Consider the following 18,861-nt stretch of genomic DNA (forward strand, 5'->3'; position numbering starts at 1 on the left):
TTCTTCTACCTTTGATTTAACCAACTCTTTAAGACTTCAATGTCATTCTGGTATTCGTTATTAATTTCATCAACCCAATCTGAAATATTCTCCCACCAAGCAGGCATATCTGGTGATTGAGCTTTCTGAGCAACTTGCTGGATACGCTTCAAGCCAATTGAACCTGCGGCACCTTTGATCTTGTGCGCTTCAGAAACGATGCTTGCTTGATCTTTTGCGACCATGTTGGAGTTCAATATTTCCATATACTCCGGCATCATATCTTCAAACATCACGATGCTATCCAAAACCGGTTTCGGCCCAACAATGTCAACATAAGACTCTAACATATCAGTATCAAGCAAAGTGGTATCAATCGAAGAAACAACCGGTTTAATAACCTCTGCTTTTTCTATCACTTCAGGAGTGTTCTCAATAAATTTCGATATCACGTCTTGGATGGCTTTCACCGACAGTGGCTTACTAATCGCTTCATCCATTCCTTTTTGTAGATACTCTTGTTTATTGTTTAAAACATTGGCCGTTAAGGCGACTAAAGGCGGCAGCTTGCTGTATTTCTCTCGATAGTATTGAGCAATATCGAAACCTGTCATATCTGGCAGTTGGATATCCAGCAACACCAAATCATAGTCTTCTGGATGGAAAACAATTTGTGCCTCTTGCCCTGTCATCACCACCGTAACTTCATGGCCTAAGCTTTCCAACAGAGAGCGAGCGACCGTAATGTTGAGTTCAATATCTTCGACCATGAAGATCTTAAGGTTCGACTGCTTTCTTGGTGTCTTAATCAGAGCCTGAGTATCGTGATTCACCGGTACACGAATAGAAACCGTAAAGGTACTGCCGAAGCCCTCTTCACTGGTAACGTCAATGTCACCATCCATCATGTTGATCAGCTGCTTCGATACCGCAAGGCCAATGCCTGTGCCTACCGCATGCAGATTGTCAGAACCAGACTTCACCTGATAGTACATCGCGAAAATTTTATCGACTTCACTTTCAGGTATGCCGATTCCCGTATCTTCGACTTCCATGGTGATATCGGCAAAGTCACCGTCGATATCTGCACTGACCGTCATCACCACGCCACCATCTTTGGTAAACTTCATGGCGTTGCTGACCAAATTCCACAGCACTTGTCTTAGACGTGTGCCATCAACTTTAACTGAGGTTGGCAAGTCCGATAACCTTTCCAGATCGAATCGTAAGCCTTTCTGTTCTGCCATTAGAGCGGAAATACTCTCCATCTCGGCAACGAAATCTTCGAAGTTAATCGGGGTTGGAAGCAACTCTAGTTTACGGCGATCAAACTTATCCATATCGATAATATCGTTAAAGATATTACCCAGCGTCACCGCACTCACCTTAATGGTTTGCATGTGTTTACGCTGTTCAGTGGTCAACTGGCTATCCAACAACATACGGCTCAAGCCGATGATGCCATTGAGTGGCGTTCTTAGTTCATGACTGATGGTTGAGATAAAGGTGGTCTTGTCGCGACTGGCTTTCTCTAGTGATTCTTGATGCTCTTTACGTTCCGTAATATCGCGACCAAAACCCACTAAGCCCAGATGGCGACCATCTTTACTGTAGAAAGGCACTTTACGTAGCTCGAAGTAGCTCTTACGACCATCTGGATATTCCAGCCATTGGTCGTAGGTCAGTGCTTGATTGTCGGCAAACACTTTCTTATCGGTTTCAATAACCTGTTGAGCGATCTCTTTGCTATAGACATCCCAAGGAGTCAAACCCACTAAGTCTTTCTCAGTTTTCCCTGTCAGCTCTTCAACCGCACGGTTACAACCTGAGAAAACACCATCTTCATTACGATAGTAAATCAGGTCGGGAGAAGCATCGATAAATGAGCGCAGCAGTGCGGTGCGTTCTGCGAGTTCAAGCTGAGTTCGCTCACGCTGGAACACCTCATTTTCGAGATCGTGCATTGCTTCTGCACGTGCTTCTTCCGCTTTTTCTCGCTCTTCAATTTCTTGATTGAGCTTCTCGATATTGAGTTGCAGTTTGCTGTTGAGTTCTTGATCTCGCTCTCGCATGTCACCAAGCTTAGAGACCAGTTTTGCCAACCTTTGACGAGACTCTTCTAGCTGATCAACAACCACAGAAAGGAAATAAACCGCCCAAGGGGTAATCACCAGACCAAAGAAAACGGAACGAACAATGTCGATATCATCGACATTACCTTTGAGTGCCAGGGTGATACCTACTTGCACAACAACAGCGAGGGCAACAAGCGCTAAGGCGAGTAAGATAGAAAAGCGGACAATCCCCAGTTTTACGAGCAGATCTACGTAATACTGAGCAAGATTTTTCATGGGTTTCATTTAGCGCTCCATGCGATAAGACTAGCAACATTCTACCCTGTTTGAAGATGGGAGGTAAGCTAGCTACATCACACGCAGCAAGAGATTCAAAGCAATATCGTGGTTAATTAATAATATGCCGACCAAGCAAAAACAGCACGGTCAATGAAATGAAGTAATTTATAGTCTTAACCAATTGAAGATGGATGTACGCTTGATTGATTCCGGCCATCAGATTTCGCTTGATAGAGCGCGCTGTCAGCCAATGCAACCGCCGACTCCATTTCATCATTCGGTGTCGGTATATAAGAGATGATACCGATACTTACCGTCACGAGTTCAGAGACTGCCGAGTCTTGATGTTCAATACCGAGCTTTTGTACTTCGTCATGAATGCGTTTTGCCACCAGCAATGCGCCGTCAGTCGTCGTATTAGGCAGAATAAAGCCGAACTCTTCACCACCGTAGCGCGCCACACAATCCGATGAACGATTCAGCACTTGCTTAAATGCCTGAGAAACCTGAACGAGTGCATCATCACCTTGTTGGTGACCATAAAAGTCGTTATAGCCTTTAAAGAAGTCGATATCACACAGCATGATGGTCAGTGGTAACTTCTCTCGCACATGGTAGTGCCACAGTGTCGATAACTGTTCATCAAAACGACGTCGGTTAGAGACTTGAGTAAGACTATCCATGAAGCTCAAACGTTCAAGTTCAAGGTTCGCTTCTTCAAGCTTCTGCTCCGCTAAATAACGCTCGGTGATGTCACGTGCCATGATCAACACACCATTGGTACTCGAAGCCGGATCCCTAAACGGAGATTTAACCACGTCATACCAAGTGAACTCGCCATCACTGGAAACCACCTTATCAATGTAACGCAGCGATTTACCTTGATGAAGCACTTGCTGATCCGTATCTGAAAGACGTAAGTACATGCTATTAGGCACCACATCTTGCAAGCGCTTGCCCACTAAATCCGACACTTCAGAGATACCCAGCGCCGCCACAAACGGCTTATTACACGCTTGATACACCATGTTTTCGTTGAAGATACCAATCGAGTCAGGGCTCGCTTCCAAGATGTTTTGGAGGATGGTGTCACGCTGAGCAAGAGCCACTTCGGTATCTTTACGCCTTTCCATCTCACCACGCAGTTTTTGCTGCATGTCATGCCAGTCGGTCACGTCATGACTGATAGAGAGCGTTCCTATGGTTTCACCATCTTGAGACAGTAAAACACTTTGATATGTTTCGAGCAGGCAACTTTTGCCATCTTGATCCGTAGTCCAAGATCGTTCACTCACACGTCCTTTCAATGCGCCACCAGAAACACTCAAGGTGCCTTCTTCTGGGCGGCCATGCCAAAACTTCTTAAAAGATCGGTTACTCGCGACCAATTCACCCTTTGGATCTTTCACGTAGATCAACTCAGATAAAGAGTCTAAGGCAGTACGCGAGACATTTAACTCACGCACTTCTTGGGAGTATTCTTCGTCGGTATTTTTATAGGGGGATGCATGGATCATCCACGCGCTTTTACTTCTAAAAACGATCCGACGACCAACCAAATTCACTTTGAAAAATTCGAACTCTGAAAGCGCCCAAAGCGAAAGCTGTTCAAACGCTCGGGAGTTACGATGATTGGTCAGATAATGACGAAAGCTATTCTCACTCTCGATGGTGGGAAAGCGAAAATTGATACCAATTTGACGAATGCCGAGTAACTGCATCGCTTGACGATTAGCATATAAAATTTCGCCACTTCGGATGTCGACAAAGTAGAGTGGTGATGGCGTAGCAAGTAGAAGTTTTTCTATATGTAACTGATAACGAGAATAAAGGTGCCAGCATATGAGACCAATAAGCAGAATGATCACGATATAAATACCGTAGCCATACGCCCTGTCCCACAACCAAGTCATAACCAGTTCCATTTACTCTCAATCTTTACCATTAATTCTGTGAGGGAAATGTTACCACTAATTATGGGGATTATCTGCTGTTACCTACTTTCTGCTCAAATCTATCAATTCCCACTGTTTAATACAGGCAATGTGTATTCAAATGCTGCGCCCGTTTCAATGCCTTGAGCGCCCGTCTTGTCTAATGAGCGGCCAATTTCTGTCATCGCTAGCCATCGGTTTTCACACCACAAAGGAGAGAGCAGTGTTGGACGTCGTGCGGCAGAGGAAACTCGGTGATAGACCACATGAGCAGGCGTACGTTGGATAATTGCACTAGCGATATCAATGTACTCCTCCAAGGTTGGTGCCTCGAGCTTGCCAGCTTTCCACGCCTTGGCCATGGTGCTGCCCTCTACAATATGCAGTCCATGCAATTTGATACCATCGGTGCCAACGGCGAGTACTTTGTTTAAAGTTTCAAGATTATCGGCTTTAGTTTCCTTCGGCAGGCCAACAATCAGGTGGGTACACACCTTGATCCCTAAAGCACGTGCACGCTGGGTGATCGTTTCATACACCGCAAAATCATGACCACGATTAATCCGCTTCAATGTTTGGTCGTTTGCGGTTTGTAAGCCTAGCTCAAGCCATATTTCATAGCCTTGCTCCACATAACCCGCCAGCAGTTCTAACACAGAATCAGGAACACAATCAGGTCTTGTTCCGACACACAAACCAACAATGTCAGCACCCGGTGCTCTAAGCGCTTCTTCATACATATTCTTGAGCACTTGCACTTCAGCATAAGTACTGGTGTACGCCTGAAAATAGGCAAGGTACTTCTTAGCTCGGGCAATTTCACCCGCACGATCTTTTAACTGATCAGCAATACTTTGAATTTGAGTTTGTTCGTCGGCAAATGAAGCGACATTACAGAAAGTACACCCACCACGGCCGATTGTCCCGTCGCGGTTTGGGCAGCTAAAGCCGCCGTGCAGTGTCAGTTTATGAACCTTTTCGCCATAACGGCGCTGAAGGTCTTGGCCGATAGTATTAACCAACTCGTGTAATTGCATATTTTGAAAGTGCTCAAGTAAATAAGAATGAATATCAGTCTATTTCTGAAAAAAAATTACATCCCTGCAAAATTCAACCAATTAGTTTACTCAAGGCCTTTTGCGAGCAACCTATCAAATATCAATAAACATGCAAAAAATCGGCTCTATTTGCCTAATGTTGCACATTTGTTAGACATTAAATTCAAAATAAAACGAAAAAAATGGTCTATATGGGGCAACTTTCATTGCAATTCGCCTAGACAAAATTGTAGGATACTTACACATATTGGCTATTTTTGTGTATTTACTTACAACGAAAACTTGTTAATAAGTCGGTGATATCCATATCCCACCTATATAAACCACTAGTTTGTGGCTAAAAATAAACGGATATCACTAAGGATTGTTTTTCTCGCAATACTTTTCCTGCGAGATACGGAAAGGATTCAAACCGCCAGCATAGGCAGGTTTAGACCCATAAATATAAAAGGACAAGGCTAACTTTATACAAATAAGTTGCGCCTAGATTTAACTGGAAGGATGTATCTATGGTAGATCAAGAGCAGAACTCACAGGGTCTGTATACTCCTGAACTGGAGCATGACGCTTGTGGTATCGGTTTTGTTGCGCATCTAAAGAATCGCAAATCTCATGATGTAGTAACTCAAGCACTCGATATGCTTGCACGTATGGAACACCGTGGCGGCCAAGGCTGCGATCCGTGTTCTGGTGATGGTGCAGGTATCCTGCTACAGAAGCCGCACGAATTCTTACTAGAAGAAGCCGTTAAGCTTGGAATTAAACTGCCATCTTTTGAAAAATATGGTGTTGGTGTTGTACTTTTCCCTAAAGATGAACACAAACGTGCACAGTGCCGCGATATTTTAGAGCGCAATGCACAACGCCTTGAGTTAGAAGTTATCGGCTACCGTGAACTTCCAACTGACAATTCAATGATTGGTGCTGACCCACTAAGCACTGAACCTCAATTTGAACACGTCTTTATTTCTGGCGGCCCTGGTACTACACCAGAAGAGCTTGAACGCAAACTGTATGTTCTGCGTAACTACACGGTTCGTGTATGCCTAGAAAGCGTGTCAAATATTGGTGATGACTTCTACATCAACTCTATGTCTTACAAGACATTGGTGTACAAAGGTCAGCTAACAACAGAACAAGTTCCTCAGTACTTCCTAGATCTGCAAAACCCAACCATGGTGACAGCTCTAGCACTTGTACACTCTCGCTTTTCTACCAATACATTCCCACGTTGGCGTCTAGCTCAGCCTTTCCGTTACATTGCGCATAATGGCGAAATCAATACGGTTCGCGGCAATCTAAACTGGATGAAAGCACGTGAAGCTATCCTTGAATCGGATCTGTTCACACAAGCTGAAATCGACATGCTACTGCCTATCTGTCAGGAAGGTAGCTCGGATTCATCAAACTTCGATATGGCACTTGAGCTTCTGGTTCTGTCTGGTCGTACTCTGCCGCATGCATTGATGATGATGATCCCGGAAGCATGGCAAGAAAACAAAAACATGGATCCAACTCGTCGCGCGTTCTACCAGTACCACGCGAACGTAATGGAACCATGGGATGGCCCGGCATCAGTATGTTTCACCGATGGTGTTCAAGTTGGTGCAACGCTTGACCGTAACGGTCTGCGTCCTTCTCGCTACACAGTAACTAAAGACGACTTCCTAGTGATGGCGTCTGAATCTGGCGTAGTTGAAATCGCACCAGAAAACGTTGAATACCGTGGTCGTCTACAGCCTGGTCGTATTTTCGTTGCTGACCTTGAGCAAGGCCGCATCATTTCTGATGAAGAAGTGAAAGACGGCATCGCTAAATCGCAACCCTACGAAAAATGGGTTGAAGAGAATCTTCTGAGCTTGAAAAAGCTACCGGATGCGAGCAACGAATTTAACCAACCTTCTCCAGAGAAACTGCTACACAAACAACAATCGTTTGGTGTGAGCTCTGAAGAAGTAAACGAAATCATTCTCCCTCTTGCAAAAACAGGCTACGAGCCACTTTCTGCAATGGGTGCTGACTGGCCGCTAGCGATTCTTTCTCATCAATCGCAGCACCTTTCAAACTACTTTAAGCAGTTGTTTGCACAAGTAACTAACCCGCCGATCGACCCGATTCGTGAGCGTATGGTTATGTCTCTGAACACTTACCTAGGTAAAGATCAGAACTTACTTGCTGAAACACCTGAACACTGTCAAAAAGTAGAACTTGAGTCTCCTGTTCTTTCTAACTCAGAGTTAGAGAAACTGCGTGCAATCGATAACGAGCACCTTCAATCGAAGACGCTGGATATCGTATTCCAAGCAAATGGCGACCAAGGTAAGTTAGAGCGCGCACTTAAACGTATCTGCCAATATGCGGAAGATGCGGTTATTGATGGTTACTCTATCATTCTACTGACTGACCGTGCGGTTAACTCAAACCACGCAGCTATCCCAGCAATGCTGGCGGTTGGCGCTGTTCACCACCACCTAATCCGTAAAGGTTTACGTGCTAAGTGTGACATCGTGGTTGAAACGGGTGACGCGCGTGAAACGCACCACTTTGCAACCTTAATCGGTTACGGTGCAAACGCAGTTAACCCATACCTAGTGATCGAAACGATTGTTGAACTGCAACGTACTAAGAAGCTAGATCCAAACGTTCATCCACGTGAGTTATTCGATAACTACCGTAAAGGTGTTAACGGCGGTCTACTGAAGATCTTCTCGAAGATGGGTATCTCTACCCTGCAGTCTTACCACGGCGCTCAAATTTTTGAAGCTCTTGGTATCAGCAAATCAGTGGTTGAAAAATACTTCACAGGTACCGTTTCTCGTATTCAAGGTCTAACGATCGATGATATCGCACGCGAAGTCCTAGTACGTCACCGTGTTGGTTACCCTGCTCGTGAAATCCCAGCACAGATTCTTGATGTTGGTGGTGTTTACCAGTGGAAACAACGTGGTGAGAAACACTTATTCAACCCAGAGACGATTTCTCTACTTCAAGAATCGACGCGTAACAAAGATTACGGTCAATTCAAAAAGTACGCGAACGCCGTTGATGCTCAAGGCGACAACGCAGCAACACTACGTAGCCAACTTGATTTCATCAAGAACCCAGCAGGCTCTATTCCTCTAGCAGAAGTAGAACCTATTGAAAAAATCCTTAAGCGTTTCGCAACAGGTGCAATGAGCTTTGGTTCAATCTCACATGAGGCTCACTCAACACTGGCTGTTGCAATGAACCGCATTGGCGCGAAATCAAACTCAGGTGAAGGTGGTGAAGATCCAGCACGTTTCGAACGCAAAGAAAACGGTGACTGGGAACGTTCAGCAATCAAACAGGTGGCTTCTGGTCGCTTTGGTGTAACGTCTTACTACCTATCTAACGCTGATGAGCTGCAAATCAAGATGGCTCAAGGTGCGAAACCTGGCGAAGGTGGTCAACTACCTGGTGATAAGGTTGATGATTGGATCGGTGCAACACGTCACTCGACTCCGGGCGTAGGTCTTATCTCTCCACCGCCACACCACGATATCTACTCAATCGAAGATTTGGCTCAGCTGATCTACGATCTGAAAAACGCGAACCGTAACGGCCGTGTCAACGTGAAGCTAGTATCAGAAGCTGGCGTAGGTACGATTGCATCAGGTGTAGCAAAAGCGAAAGCTGACGTAGTACTTATCGCAGGTTTTGATGGTGGTACGGGTGCATCTCCGATGTCTTCTATCCGTCACACAGGTCTGCCTTGGGAACTGGGTCTAGCGGAAACGCACCAAACACTACTGAAAAACGGCCTACGTAACCGTATCGTTGTTCAGTCTGATGGTCAGATGAAAACACCACGTGACCTTGCAGTCGCAACGTTACTTGGCGCTGAAGAATGGGGCGTAGCAACAGCTGCTCTAGTTGTTGAAGGCTGTATCATGATGCGTAAGTGTCACAAGAATACATGTCCTGTTGGTATCGCAACACAGAACAAATCTCTTCGTGAGCGTTTCGACGGCCGCGTAGAAGACGTAGTAACGTTCTTCCAATACATGGCTGAAGGTCTACGTGAAGTAATGGCTGAACTTGGCTTCCGCTCTATTGATGAGATGGTTGGTCAATCGCACAAACTTAAAGTTCGTGATGACATCGGTCACTGGAAGTACAAGAACCTAGATCTAACACCAGTACTGCACATTGAGCAGGCTCGTGCAGAAGATGGTATCTACAACCAGACAACACAGAATCATAATCTTGAAGACGTTCTAGACCGTAAGTTGATTCAGGCTGCAATCCCAGCGCTTGAGAAAGGTGAAGCGGTTACCGCTCAGTTCCCTATCATCAACACGGACCGTTCAGCAGGCACGATGCTATCGAACGAAATCTCGAAAGTTTACAAAGACCAAGGTTTACCGCAACCAATGAACGTTAAGTTCCACGGTAGTGCCGGTCAATCGTTCGGTGCGTTCCTTGCGAAAGGCGTTAAGTTCGAAGTAGAAGGCGACGCGAACGATTACTGGGGTAAAGGTCTGTCTGGCGGTACGTTGGTACTGTACCCAGATGCGAAATCTACTATCGTCGCGGAAGATAATATCGTGGTCGGTAACGTATGTTTCTACGGTGCAACCTCAGGTGAATCTTTCATTCGCGGTATGGCTGGCGAACGTTTCTGTGTTCGTAACTCTGGTGCGAAGGTTGTTGTTGAAGGTGTTGGTGACCACGGTTGTGAATACATGACAGGTGGCGCGGCAATTATCCTTGGTTCAACAGGCCGTAACTTTGCTGCAGGTATGAGTGGCGGTGTCGCTTATGTTTGGGATAAAGCAGGCGACTTCGAAACCAAGCTCAACGCAGAACTTGTCGACCTAGATCCAATTGAACAAGAAGATAAAGATCTTCTACTAGATATGCTAACTAAGCATGTTGAATTCACAGGAAGTGAAGTTGCTCAGTCTTTCCTAGACAACTTTGAAGTAAGTGTTGCATCACTAATTAAAGTAATGCCACGTGACTACAAAGCGGTTCTTCAAAAGCGTAAAGCTGAAGCACAACAGGCACAAACGGAAGAAGTGGAGGCAGTATAATGGGTAAGCCTACTGGATTTTTAGAACACGGTCGTGAGCTTCCAAAGAAGCTCGACCCGTCAGTTCGAATTGAAGACAACAAAGAGTTCGTACTTAACGAAGAGTTTGGTGAAAAGATCAATACTCAAGCATCTCGTTGTATGGACTGTGGCGTACCTTTCTGTCACAACGGTTGTCCAATTGGTAACATCATCCCAGAATTCAATGATGCGGTTTACCGTGACAGCTGGGAAGAAGCTTGGAATATTCTAAGCTCTACCAATAACTTCCCTGAATTTACAGGTCGTGTGTGCCCAGCTCCTTGTGAAAGCGCTTGTGTTCTTGGTATCAACCAAGACCCAATCACTATCTGTAATATCGAGAAAACAATTGTAGAAACTGCGTACCGTGAAGGGTACGCAAAACCTAAAATACCTCGTTCACGTACGGGTAAAACCGTTGCCGTTATCGGTTCAGGCCCCGCTGGTCTAGCTGCTGCTGAGCAACTAAACAGTGCCGGTCACTCTGTGACGGTATTTGAACGTGACGAGAAAGTGGGTGGCCTACTGCGTTTCGGTATCCCAGATTTCAAACTGGGTATGGATGTGATTGATCGTAAGATCAACCTAATGGCTGAAGCTGGCGTTGAGTTTAAAGTGAACCAACACATCGGTGTTGATGTTAATGCTCAACAGCTACGCCAAGAGTTTGATGTGGTATTGCTAACGGGTGGTTCTACGGTTCCACGTGACTTGCCAATCCCAGGTCGTGAGCTGAAAGGCGTTCACTTTGCCATGGAATTCCTTGGTCAAAATAACCGCCGTGCCAACGACTTAGACCTAAAAACAGAAGAGCTTCACGCTAAAGATAAGCACATTGTGGTTATTGGTGGTGGTGATACGGGTTCTGACTGTGTGGGCACATCAAATCGTCATAAAGCAGCAAGCATTACTCAGGTTGAGATCATGCCGATCCCGCCAGAGAAGCGCCCTGCTAATATGCCTTGGCCTCAATACCCAATGATCATGAAGACCACCACTTCTCACGAAGAAGGTTGTGAACGTCATTGGAACATCCTGACTAAAGAGTTCATCTCTGACGATAACGGTAATGTAACCGGACTTCGCATTGCTGACATCGTTTGGCAAGATGCAAAACCAGGTGAACGTCCAGGTTTTGATGAAGTAGCAAACTCTGAACGTGTTATCCCTTGTGATATGGCATTTCTAGCGATGGGCTTCTTACACCCAGAACCAACAGGTGTACTGGCTCAGCTAGACATTAAACTGGACGAGCGCGGCAACGTGGCCTCTGAAGGTTATGCGACGAACCAGAAAGGCGTTTTCGCTGCTGGTGATATGCGTACTGGCCAGTCTCTGGTTGTACGTTGTATTAACGAAGGCCGTGAATGTGCAATTGCCATTGATGACTTCTTAATGGGTAACTCAAACTTAGAAGCGAAAGCTGATTCACTCATGCTTTCCGCATAATATTTCTCGGGCTAATGTCGTTGACGTTAGCCTAGGGAAAAAGCAACACCCTTCCTAACTTTTATATTTGGCTAGCACTCGATGCTAGCCTTTTTTCTATCTGGCCTTTCACTCTTTCTCAATCACTCCTGCTGAACATGTTAAATCTCGTTAACATCTAGCTTTTATATCTCATTGATCTTCATCGACTATTTTAGATTATTACGTGGCTAATCGCGTTTACACATGATAATTAACCATGAACTTGACCTTAAACACAATTAGCTATACGTTGTAAAGCTGATGAAAATAAAACCAATCGGTTTTGTTAACACAACCAATAACGTTTTAGCTAGCTAAAAACAAACTATAAGTTCATAAAAAATAACAAGTACATGAATAGTTAGTCATTTACTGTCTGGATGACAGCGAAGCAAAAGGGAGAATTGCAATGGCTCTATATGATCCTAGTCTTGAAAAAGACAACTGTGGATTTGGTTTAATAGCGCAAATGGAAGGCCAACCGAGTCATAAGTTGGTACGAACTGCTATTTCAGCCCTCGATCGCATGACACACCGTGGTGGTATCGCCGCGGATGGTAAAACAGGAGATGGCTGTGGCTTATTGCTACAAAAGCCAGACTCTTACCTCAGAATTATTGCTGAAGAGAATAACTTCAAGCTCGGCAAGCAATACGCTGTCGGCATGATTTTCTTCAGTCAAGATCCAATCAAAGCGCAATCGGCGCAAGACATCGTCAATAAAGAGCTAGCTCAAGAGACTTTAACCGTAGCGGGCTGGCGTGTCGTGCCAACCAACACCGATGTTTTAGGCCCAATCGCCAAAGATTCTGTTCCCAATATTCAACAAGTGTTTATCTCGGCCCCTGCGGGTTGGCGTGAACGCGATATTGAACGACGCCTTTATATCGCTCGCCGTCGAATCGAAAAGCAGATCAACGAAGACAAAGATTTCTATATTTGTAGCCTGTCGACTCAAGTCATGGTCTACAAAGGCTTGTGTATGCCTGCCGATCTTCCGCGATTTTACCTCGATCTTGCTGACTTACGTATGGAATCAGCAATATGTCTGTTCCACCAGCGTTTCTCAACTAACACACAACCGCGTTGGCCATTGGCTCAACCATTCCGCTATTTGGCGCACAATGGTGAGATCAATACCATTGAAGGCAACCGTCAATGGGCCAAGGCTCGTGCCTATAAATTCTCTTCGCCGCTGCTGCCCGATTTACAAACGGCCGCACCTTTTGTGAATGAGACAGGATCAGACTCCTCAAGCTTAGACAACATGCTCGACCTATTCCTTGCCGGTGGTATGGATGTGTTCCGAGCGATGCGTATGCTTGTGCCGCCCGCTTGGCAAAACCACCCAGACATGGATCCTGAGCTTCGTGCCTTTTACGATTTCAACTCAAAACACATGGAACCGTGGGATGGCCCTGCGGGTATCGTACTGTCTGACGGCCGTTATGCTGCATGTAACCTCGACAGAAACGGCTTACGCCCTGCTCGCTATGTGATAACCAAAGACAACTTGATCACCCTGGCATCTGAAGTCGGTATCTGGAATTATGCGCCAGACGAAGTGGCAGAGAAAGGACGTGTTGGCCCTGGTGAATTACTCGTTATTGATACGCGTCGCGGTAAGCTATGGCAGTCGAACGAGATCGACAATGACCTTAAAGGCCGTCACCCATATAAAGAGTGGATGGATAAGAACGTTCACAAATTAACACCGTTTTCCGCACTAGCAGATGACCAAGTCGGTAAGCGTAATTTTGATGATGACACCCTAAAGACCTATCAAAAACAGTTTGCAATGAGCAACGAAGAGTCAGACCAAGTACTGCGTGTACTCGGTGACATGGGACAAGAAGCGGTCGGTTCTATGGGCGACGATACGCCAATGGCTGTGCTGTCTTCTAAAGAGCGCCTCATTACCGACTATTTCCGTCAGAAGTTTGCTCAAGTCACCAACCCACCGATTGATCCTTTGCGTGAAAAACACGTGATGTCTCTGGCAACTAGTATCGGCCAAGAGATGAATGTGTTCTGTGAAACCGATGGGCATGCTTACCGTGTGACGTTTGATTCGCCCGTTCTGCTTTATTCTGATATGCAGCAACTTCTGCAATTAAATCAAAAGCATTATGGTCATACGGTTCTTAGCATGCATTATGATCCAGCAGAAAAAGATCTCGAACAAGCCATCAACGACTTATGTGATCGTGCGGTTCAAGATGTACGTGACGGCGCCGTTTTGGTTGTGCTTTCAGACAAAGGTTTAGAGAAAGGTAAGCTACCCGTTCCAGCAGCTATGGCTGTCGGTGCAGTACAAACTCGACTCGCAGACACCAACCTACGTTGTGATGCTAACATCGTGGTTGAAACAGCAACCGCACGTGACCCACACCAATTTGCAGTATTGCTTGGTTTTGGTGCCACCGCGGTTTACCCGTATCTCGCTTATGAAGCTCTGGGCAAAATGTTGGACGATGGTTCATTAGATAAAGACTATCGCACTGCATTGCAAAATTACCAAAACGGCATCAACAAAGGTCTGTATAAGATCATGTCGAAGATGGGTATCTCGACAATTGCTTCATATCGCTGCTCACAGTTATTTGAGGCGGTCGGTTTGCATACCGATGTCGTTGATTTGTGTTTCCGTGGTGTAACGACTCGTATCCAAGGTGCTAGCTTTAGCGACTTCCAACAAGATATCTATAATCTATCTCGTAAAGCATGGACTAAACGTAAACCACTGGAACATGGTGGCTTGCTCAAATACGTACATGGCGGCGAATACCACGCCTACAACCCAGACGTAGTCAGTACCTTGCAAACCGCCGTAAAGACAGGCGAAACATCAGATTATCAATCTTTTGCGAAGCAAGTTAATGCTCGCCCTGCTGCTATGCTACGCGACTTAATGAGCCTCAAAAAAGCCGATCAACCTCTGCCACTAGAACAAGTCGAGCCGAGTAGCGATCTCTTTAAGCGCTTCGACTCTGCAGCGATGTCGATTGGAGCCTTGAGCCCAGAAGCTCATGAAGCGCTGGCCATGGCGATGAACCGCTTGGGTGGTTACTCCAACTCTGGTGAAGGTGGTGAAGATCCACGACGCTTTGGGACAGATCGTAACTCGCGTATCAAACAGATAGCATCCGGTCGTTTTGGTGTGACGCCACATTACTTAACCAATGCGGATGTTCTGCAAATCAAAGTCGCACAAGGTGCGAAGCCAGGAGAAGGCGGTCAGCTACCGGGCCATAAAGTCACGGCAGAAATCGCTAAGCTGAGATACTCAGTTCAGGGCGTGACTCTGATCTCTCCTCCTCCACATCACGATATTTATTCTATCGAGGATCTGGCGCAGCTGATTTTCGACCTTAAACAAGTTAACCCTAAAGCCTTGGTTTCAGTGAAGTTAGTATCTGAACCGGGTGTGGGCACCATTGCCACAGGCGTGGCGAAAGCTTATGCCGACTTGATTACGATCTCCGGTTACGACGGTGGTACCGCGGCAAGCCCACTGACTTCAGTGAAATACGCAGGTTGTCCTTGGGAACTTGGCTTAGCCGAAACTCAACAAGCACTCGTCGCCAATGGGCTTCGTCATAAGATCCGCCTGCAAGTCGATGGTGGTTTAAAAACCGGCCTTGATGTTATCAAGGGCGCGATTTTAGGTGCAGAGAGCTTTGGTTTTGGTACCGCGCCAATGGTCGCAATGGGTTGTAAGTTTTTAAGAATTTGTCACCTAAACAACTGTGCAACGGGGGTTGCGACTCAAGATGAAACCCTACGCCGCGAATACTTCAAAGGCCTGCCAGACATGGTGGTTAACTACTTTACCGGCCTAGCCGATGAAGTTCGCCAGTACCTTGCAGAACTTGGCGTAGAGAAACTTACTGATCTGATTGGTCGCACGGATCTACTTGAAGCCGTTCAAGGCCTCACGGCGAAACAGAGCAAACTCGATCTATCTTCAATACTCGAAGCTCCAGTATCTCCAGAAGGTCACCCACTGTTTTGGACCGAGCCAAACGCACCCTTTGATAAGGCTCAGCTCAACCAACAGATCCTTGATGACGCAATAGATGCGATTGAGAAACGTCAATCCACCAGCCTTTACTACAACGTGATCAACACCGATCGCTCGATTGGCGCTCGTATCTCTGGCGAAATTGCCAAACGTTACGGTAACCAAGGTATGGCGGGTTCACCAATTAAGTTGTATCTCGATGGCACCGCAGGCCAATCCTTTGCGGTTTGGAACGCCGGCGGCGTAGAGCTGTATCTAACTGGTGATGCCAATGACTATGTCGGCAAAGGCATGGCGGGCGGCAAAGTAGTAATCAAACCTCACCAAGGCACAGCCTTTACTTGTAACGAAGCGACCATCATCGGCAATACCTGCTTGTATGGCGCAACCGGAGGCAAGCTGTTCGCTGCGGGTACTGCAGGCGAGCGATTTGGCGTACGTAACTCAGGTACCGTTGCGGTGATTGAAGGTGCAGGTGACAACGCTTGTGAATACATGACAGGCGGTATTGTTGCCATTCTTGGCGCAACCGGAGTGAACTTCGGTGCCGGTATGACGGGTGGTTTTGCTTATGTGATGGATAAGAATGAAGACTTCCAAGGCCGAGTGAACAACGAGTCGGTCGAAGCACTTTCTCTGTCTGACCTATTTATCCACCAAGAACATCTGCGTGGCTTAATTGCAGAACACTTAGAAGAAACAGGCTCAGTACACGCTGAAGCTATTCTGGCGAACTTTGATGAATGGATTCCAAAGTTCTACCTAGTGAAGCCGAAGACGGCGGATCTTAACACCTTGCTCGGTCACCAAAGCCGCAGCTCTGCTGAACTTCGTGTTCAAGCGCAATAATTGGAAGGAGCCAATCATGAGCCAGAATGTATACCAATTTATTGATGTGAATCGCGTAGACCCAGCGAAGAAACCAATCAAGATACGTAAGATTGAGTTTGTAGAGATCTACGAACCTTTCACGAAACAACAAGCTAAGGCACAGGCCGACCGCTGTTTAGACTGTGGTAACCCCTACTGTGAATGGAAATGTCCTGTTCATAACTACATCCCTCAGTGGCTCAAGCTTGCCAATGAAGGACGCATTATCGAAGCGGCTGAACTGTCTCACCAAACCAACAGCTTGCCTGAGGTGTGTGGACGAGTTTGCCCTCAGGATCGACTGTGCGAAGGATCTTGTACCCTCAATGATGATTTCGGCGCAGTAACGATAGGCAATATTGAAAAGTACATTAACGACAAAGCGTTTGAGATGGGCTGGAAGCCAGATATGTCTCACGTTGAATGGACCGACAAAAAGGTCGCTATCATCGGCGCAGGCCCAGCAGGCCTTGCTGCAGCGGATATCTTAGTTCGAAACGGTGTGAAGGCCGTGGTATTTGACCGCTACCCAGAGATCGGAGGCCTACTGACGTTTGGTATTCCATCGTTCAAACTAGAGAAAGGCATCATGGAAAACCGCCGCCGTATCTTTAGTGGTATGGGTGTCGAATTTAAGATGAATACCGAAGTCGGTAAAGACGTTCAACTGCAACAACTGGTCGATGACTATGATGCCGTTTTCTTAGGTGTCGGCACCTATAAAAATATGCGTGCTGGGTTAGACAACGAAGAAGCACCGGGCGTTTATGATGCCCTACCCTTCCTTGTTTCCAATACCTACAAGGTCATGGAACTGGATAACCCAACGCCATTCATCGACATGAAAGGCAAGAAAGTGGTTGTGCTTGGTGGTGGTGATACCGCGATGGACTGTGTCCGAACGTCGATTCGTCAACACGCTGCTAATGTTGTTTGTGCTTATCGCCGAGATGAAGCAAACATGCCGGGCTCTCGCCGTGAGGTGAAAAATGCAAAAGAGGAAGGCGTGAAGTTCATGTTCAACCTTCAACCATTAGCACTGGAAACCGATTCATCCGGTCATGTGACTGGCGTAAAAGTGGTGAAAACAGCCTTGGGTGAACCGGATGAGGCCGGCCGTCGTCGCCCTGAACCCGTTGAAGGCAGTGAGCATGTTCTTGAAGCCGATGCTGTGATCATGGCGTTTGGTTTCCAACCTCATGCGATGGAATGGCTAGAACCATTTGGTGTAGAGCTCGACCAATGGGGGCGCATCAAAGCTCCCGGCAAACAAGAGTTTCAATACCAAACCACCAACAGCAAGATATTTGCCGGTGGCGATGCCGTTCGAGGATCTGACTTAGTGGTGACCGCTATCGATGAAGGCCGTAAAGCCGCAGAAGGGATCTTGGACTACCTAGAAGTGTGATTGGTATAGGGTTTCCTTTATTACTCAATTCGTTACTATAAAAAAAGGATCCAATGATGGATCCTTTTTTGAATTAAATTCGTTTATCACAAGCATCACGAAAATACGTAAAACAATTACAAATAAGCCAATACCGATAACTACAATTAGAATTAAAAACAAGCCATAGGAAACACTATGAAAAAAGCCGCTCTCCTTTCTCTATCTCTTTTAACTCTAACCGCTTGCAGCCAAGGAATCACGGACATGAAAGACAGAACTTCATCACCTTGTGGAGACAAACCAAACTGCGTTTCAACTCAAGATGACCGTGAACAGCATGCATTGGCCTCGTTTGAGTTATCAGATTCAGCAAACTTAGATGCCATTGAGCAAGTTGCGCTGACCTTACCAGGTTCGAAAACAGCCAGTAAAACGGAAGACTACCTACGTGTTGAATGCACCTCGCGTATCATGCGCTTTGTCGATGACTTAGAGCTTAAGATCACTGATGGCAAACTGATCGTGCGTTCTGAATCTCGTACTGGCCATTCTGATTTTGGTGTGAACCGAAAACGTGCTGAACAACTTCGTGCTAGCTTGAAAAGCGAAGGCTTAATCAAATAGATAAAAGAATACACAGATAAATCGTCTGTATTCGGATGAGAAGTGCTTCTGGGCTGTCGCTCGACACTTCTCTTCCATGCT

The 18,861-nt window shown here is 46.1% G+C and carries 8 protein-coding genes; 5 read left to right on the forward strand and 3 right to left on the reverse strand.

What is annotated here, in order from left to right; all coding sequences use genetic code 11:
- Positions 1-5: 5 nt before the first annotated feature.
- The 3 genes from arcB to ED652_RS01190 form a co-directional block, all read right to left on the reverse strand.
- Positions 6-2,339 carry an aerobic respiration two-component sensor histidine kinase ArcB gene (gene arcB, locus ED652_RS01180; RefSeq protein WP_122053242.1) on the reverse strand — a complete coding sequence of 778 codons (2,334 nt, stop codon included), beginning with the start codon at positions 2,337-2,339 and terminating at the stop codon, positions 6-8.
- Between the two features lie 167 nt (positions 2,340-2,506).
- Complete coding sequence (locus ED652_RS01185) at positions 2,507-4,258, reverse strand: diguanylate cyclase (protein WP_017106801.1); 1,752 nt, start codon at positions 4,256-4,258, stop codon at positions 2,507-2,509.
- Positions 4,259-4,350: 92 nt separating this feature from the next.
- A complete protein-coding gene (locus tag ED652_RS01190) occupies positions 4,351-5,304 on the reverse strand; it encodes a TIGR01212 family radical SAM protein (protein ID WP_122053243.1) in 954 nt (317 codons plus the stop codon).
- A 530-nt stretch (positions 5,305-5,834) separates the two neighbouring features.
- On the opposite strand from ED652_RS01190, the gene gltB (ED652_RS01195) reads away from it, so the two are divergent.
- The 5 genes from gltB (ED652_RS01195) to ED652_RS01215 all read left to right on the forward strand — a co-directional run bounded on the left by gltB (ED652_RS01195) (position 5,835) and on the right by ED652_RS01215 (position 18,780).
- On the forward strand, positions 5,835-10,382 hold the full coding sequence (gene gltB, locus ED652_RS01195) for a glutamate synthase large subunit (protein WP_122053244.1): 4,548 nt from the start codon (positions 5,835-5,837) through the stop codon (positions 10,380-10,382).
- Positions 10,382-11,851 (forward strand): glutamate synthase subunit beta, encoded by a 1,470-nt coding sequence (locus tag ED652_RS01200; RefSeq protein ID WP_122053245.1) that lies wholly within the window; start codon positions 10,382-10,384, stop codon positions 11,849-11,851. The genes gltB (ED652_RS01195) and ED652_RS01200 overlap by 1 nt, the downstream gene beginning before the upstream one ends.
- Positions 11,852-12,281: 430 nt before the next feature.
- Entirely contained in the window at positions 12,282-16,745 is a 4,464-nt protein-coding gene (gene gltB / locus ED652_RS01205) for a glutamate synthase large subunit (protein WP_122053246.1), read from the forward strand.
- A gap of 16 nt (positions 16,746-16,761) precedes the next feature.
- The gene (locus ED652_RS01210) at positions 16,762-18,174 is read left to right on the forward strand and encodes an FAD-dependent oxidoreductase (protein ID WP_009848402.1); all 1,413 of its coding nucleotides are present in this window, start codon (positions 16,762-16,764) and stop codon (positions 18,172-18,174) included.
- 177 nt (positions 18,175-18,351) lie between these two features.
- Positions 18,352-18,780, forward strand: coding sequence for a DUF1499 domain-containing protein (locus tag ED652_RS01215; RefSeq protein WP_102360854.1), 429 nt, complete (start codon positions 18,352-18,354; stop codon positions 18,778-18,780).
- Positions 18,781-18,861: the final 81 nt, after the last annotated feature.

Source organism: Vibrio sp. Evd11, from assembly GCF_900382755.1.
Taxonomy (GTDB): Bacteria; Pseudomonadota; Gammaproteobacteria; order Enterobacterales; family Vibrionaceae; genus Vibrio; species Vibrio lentus.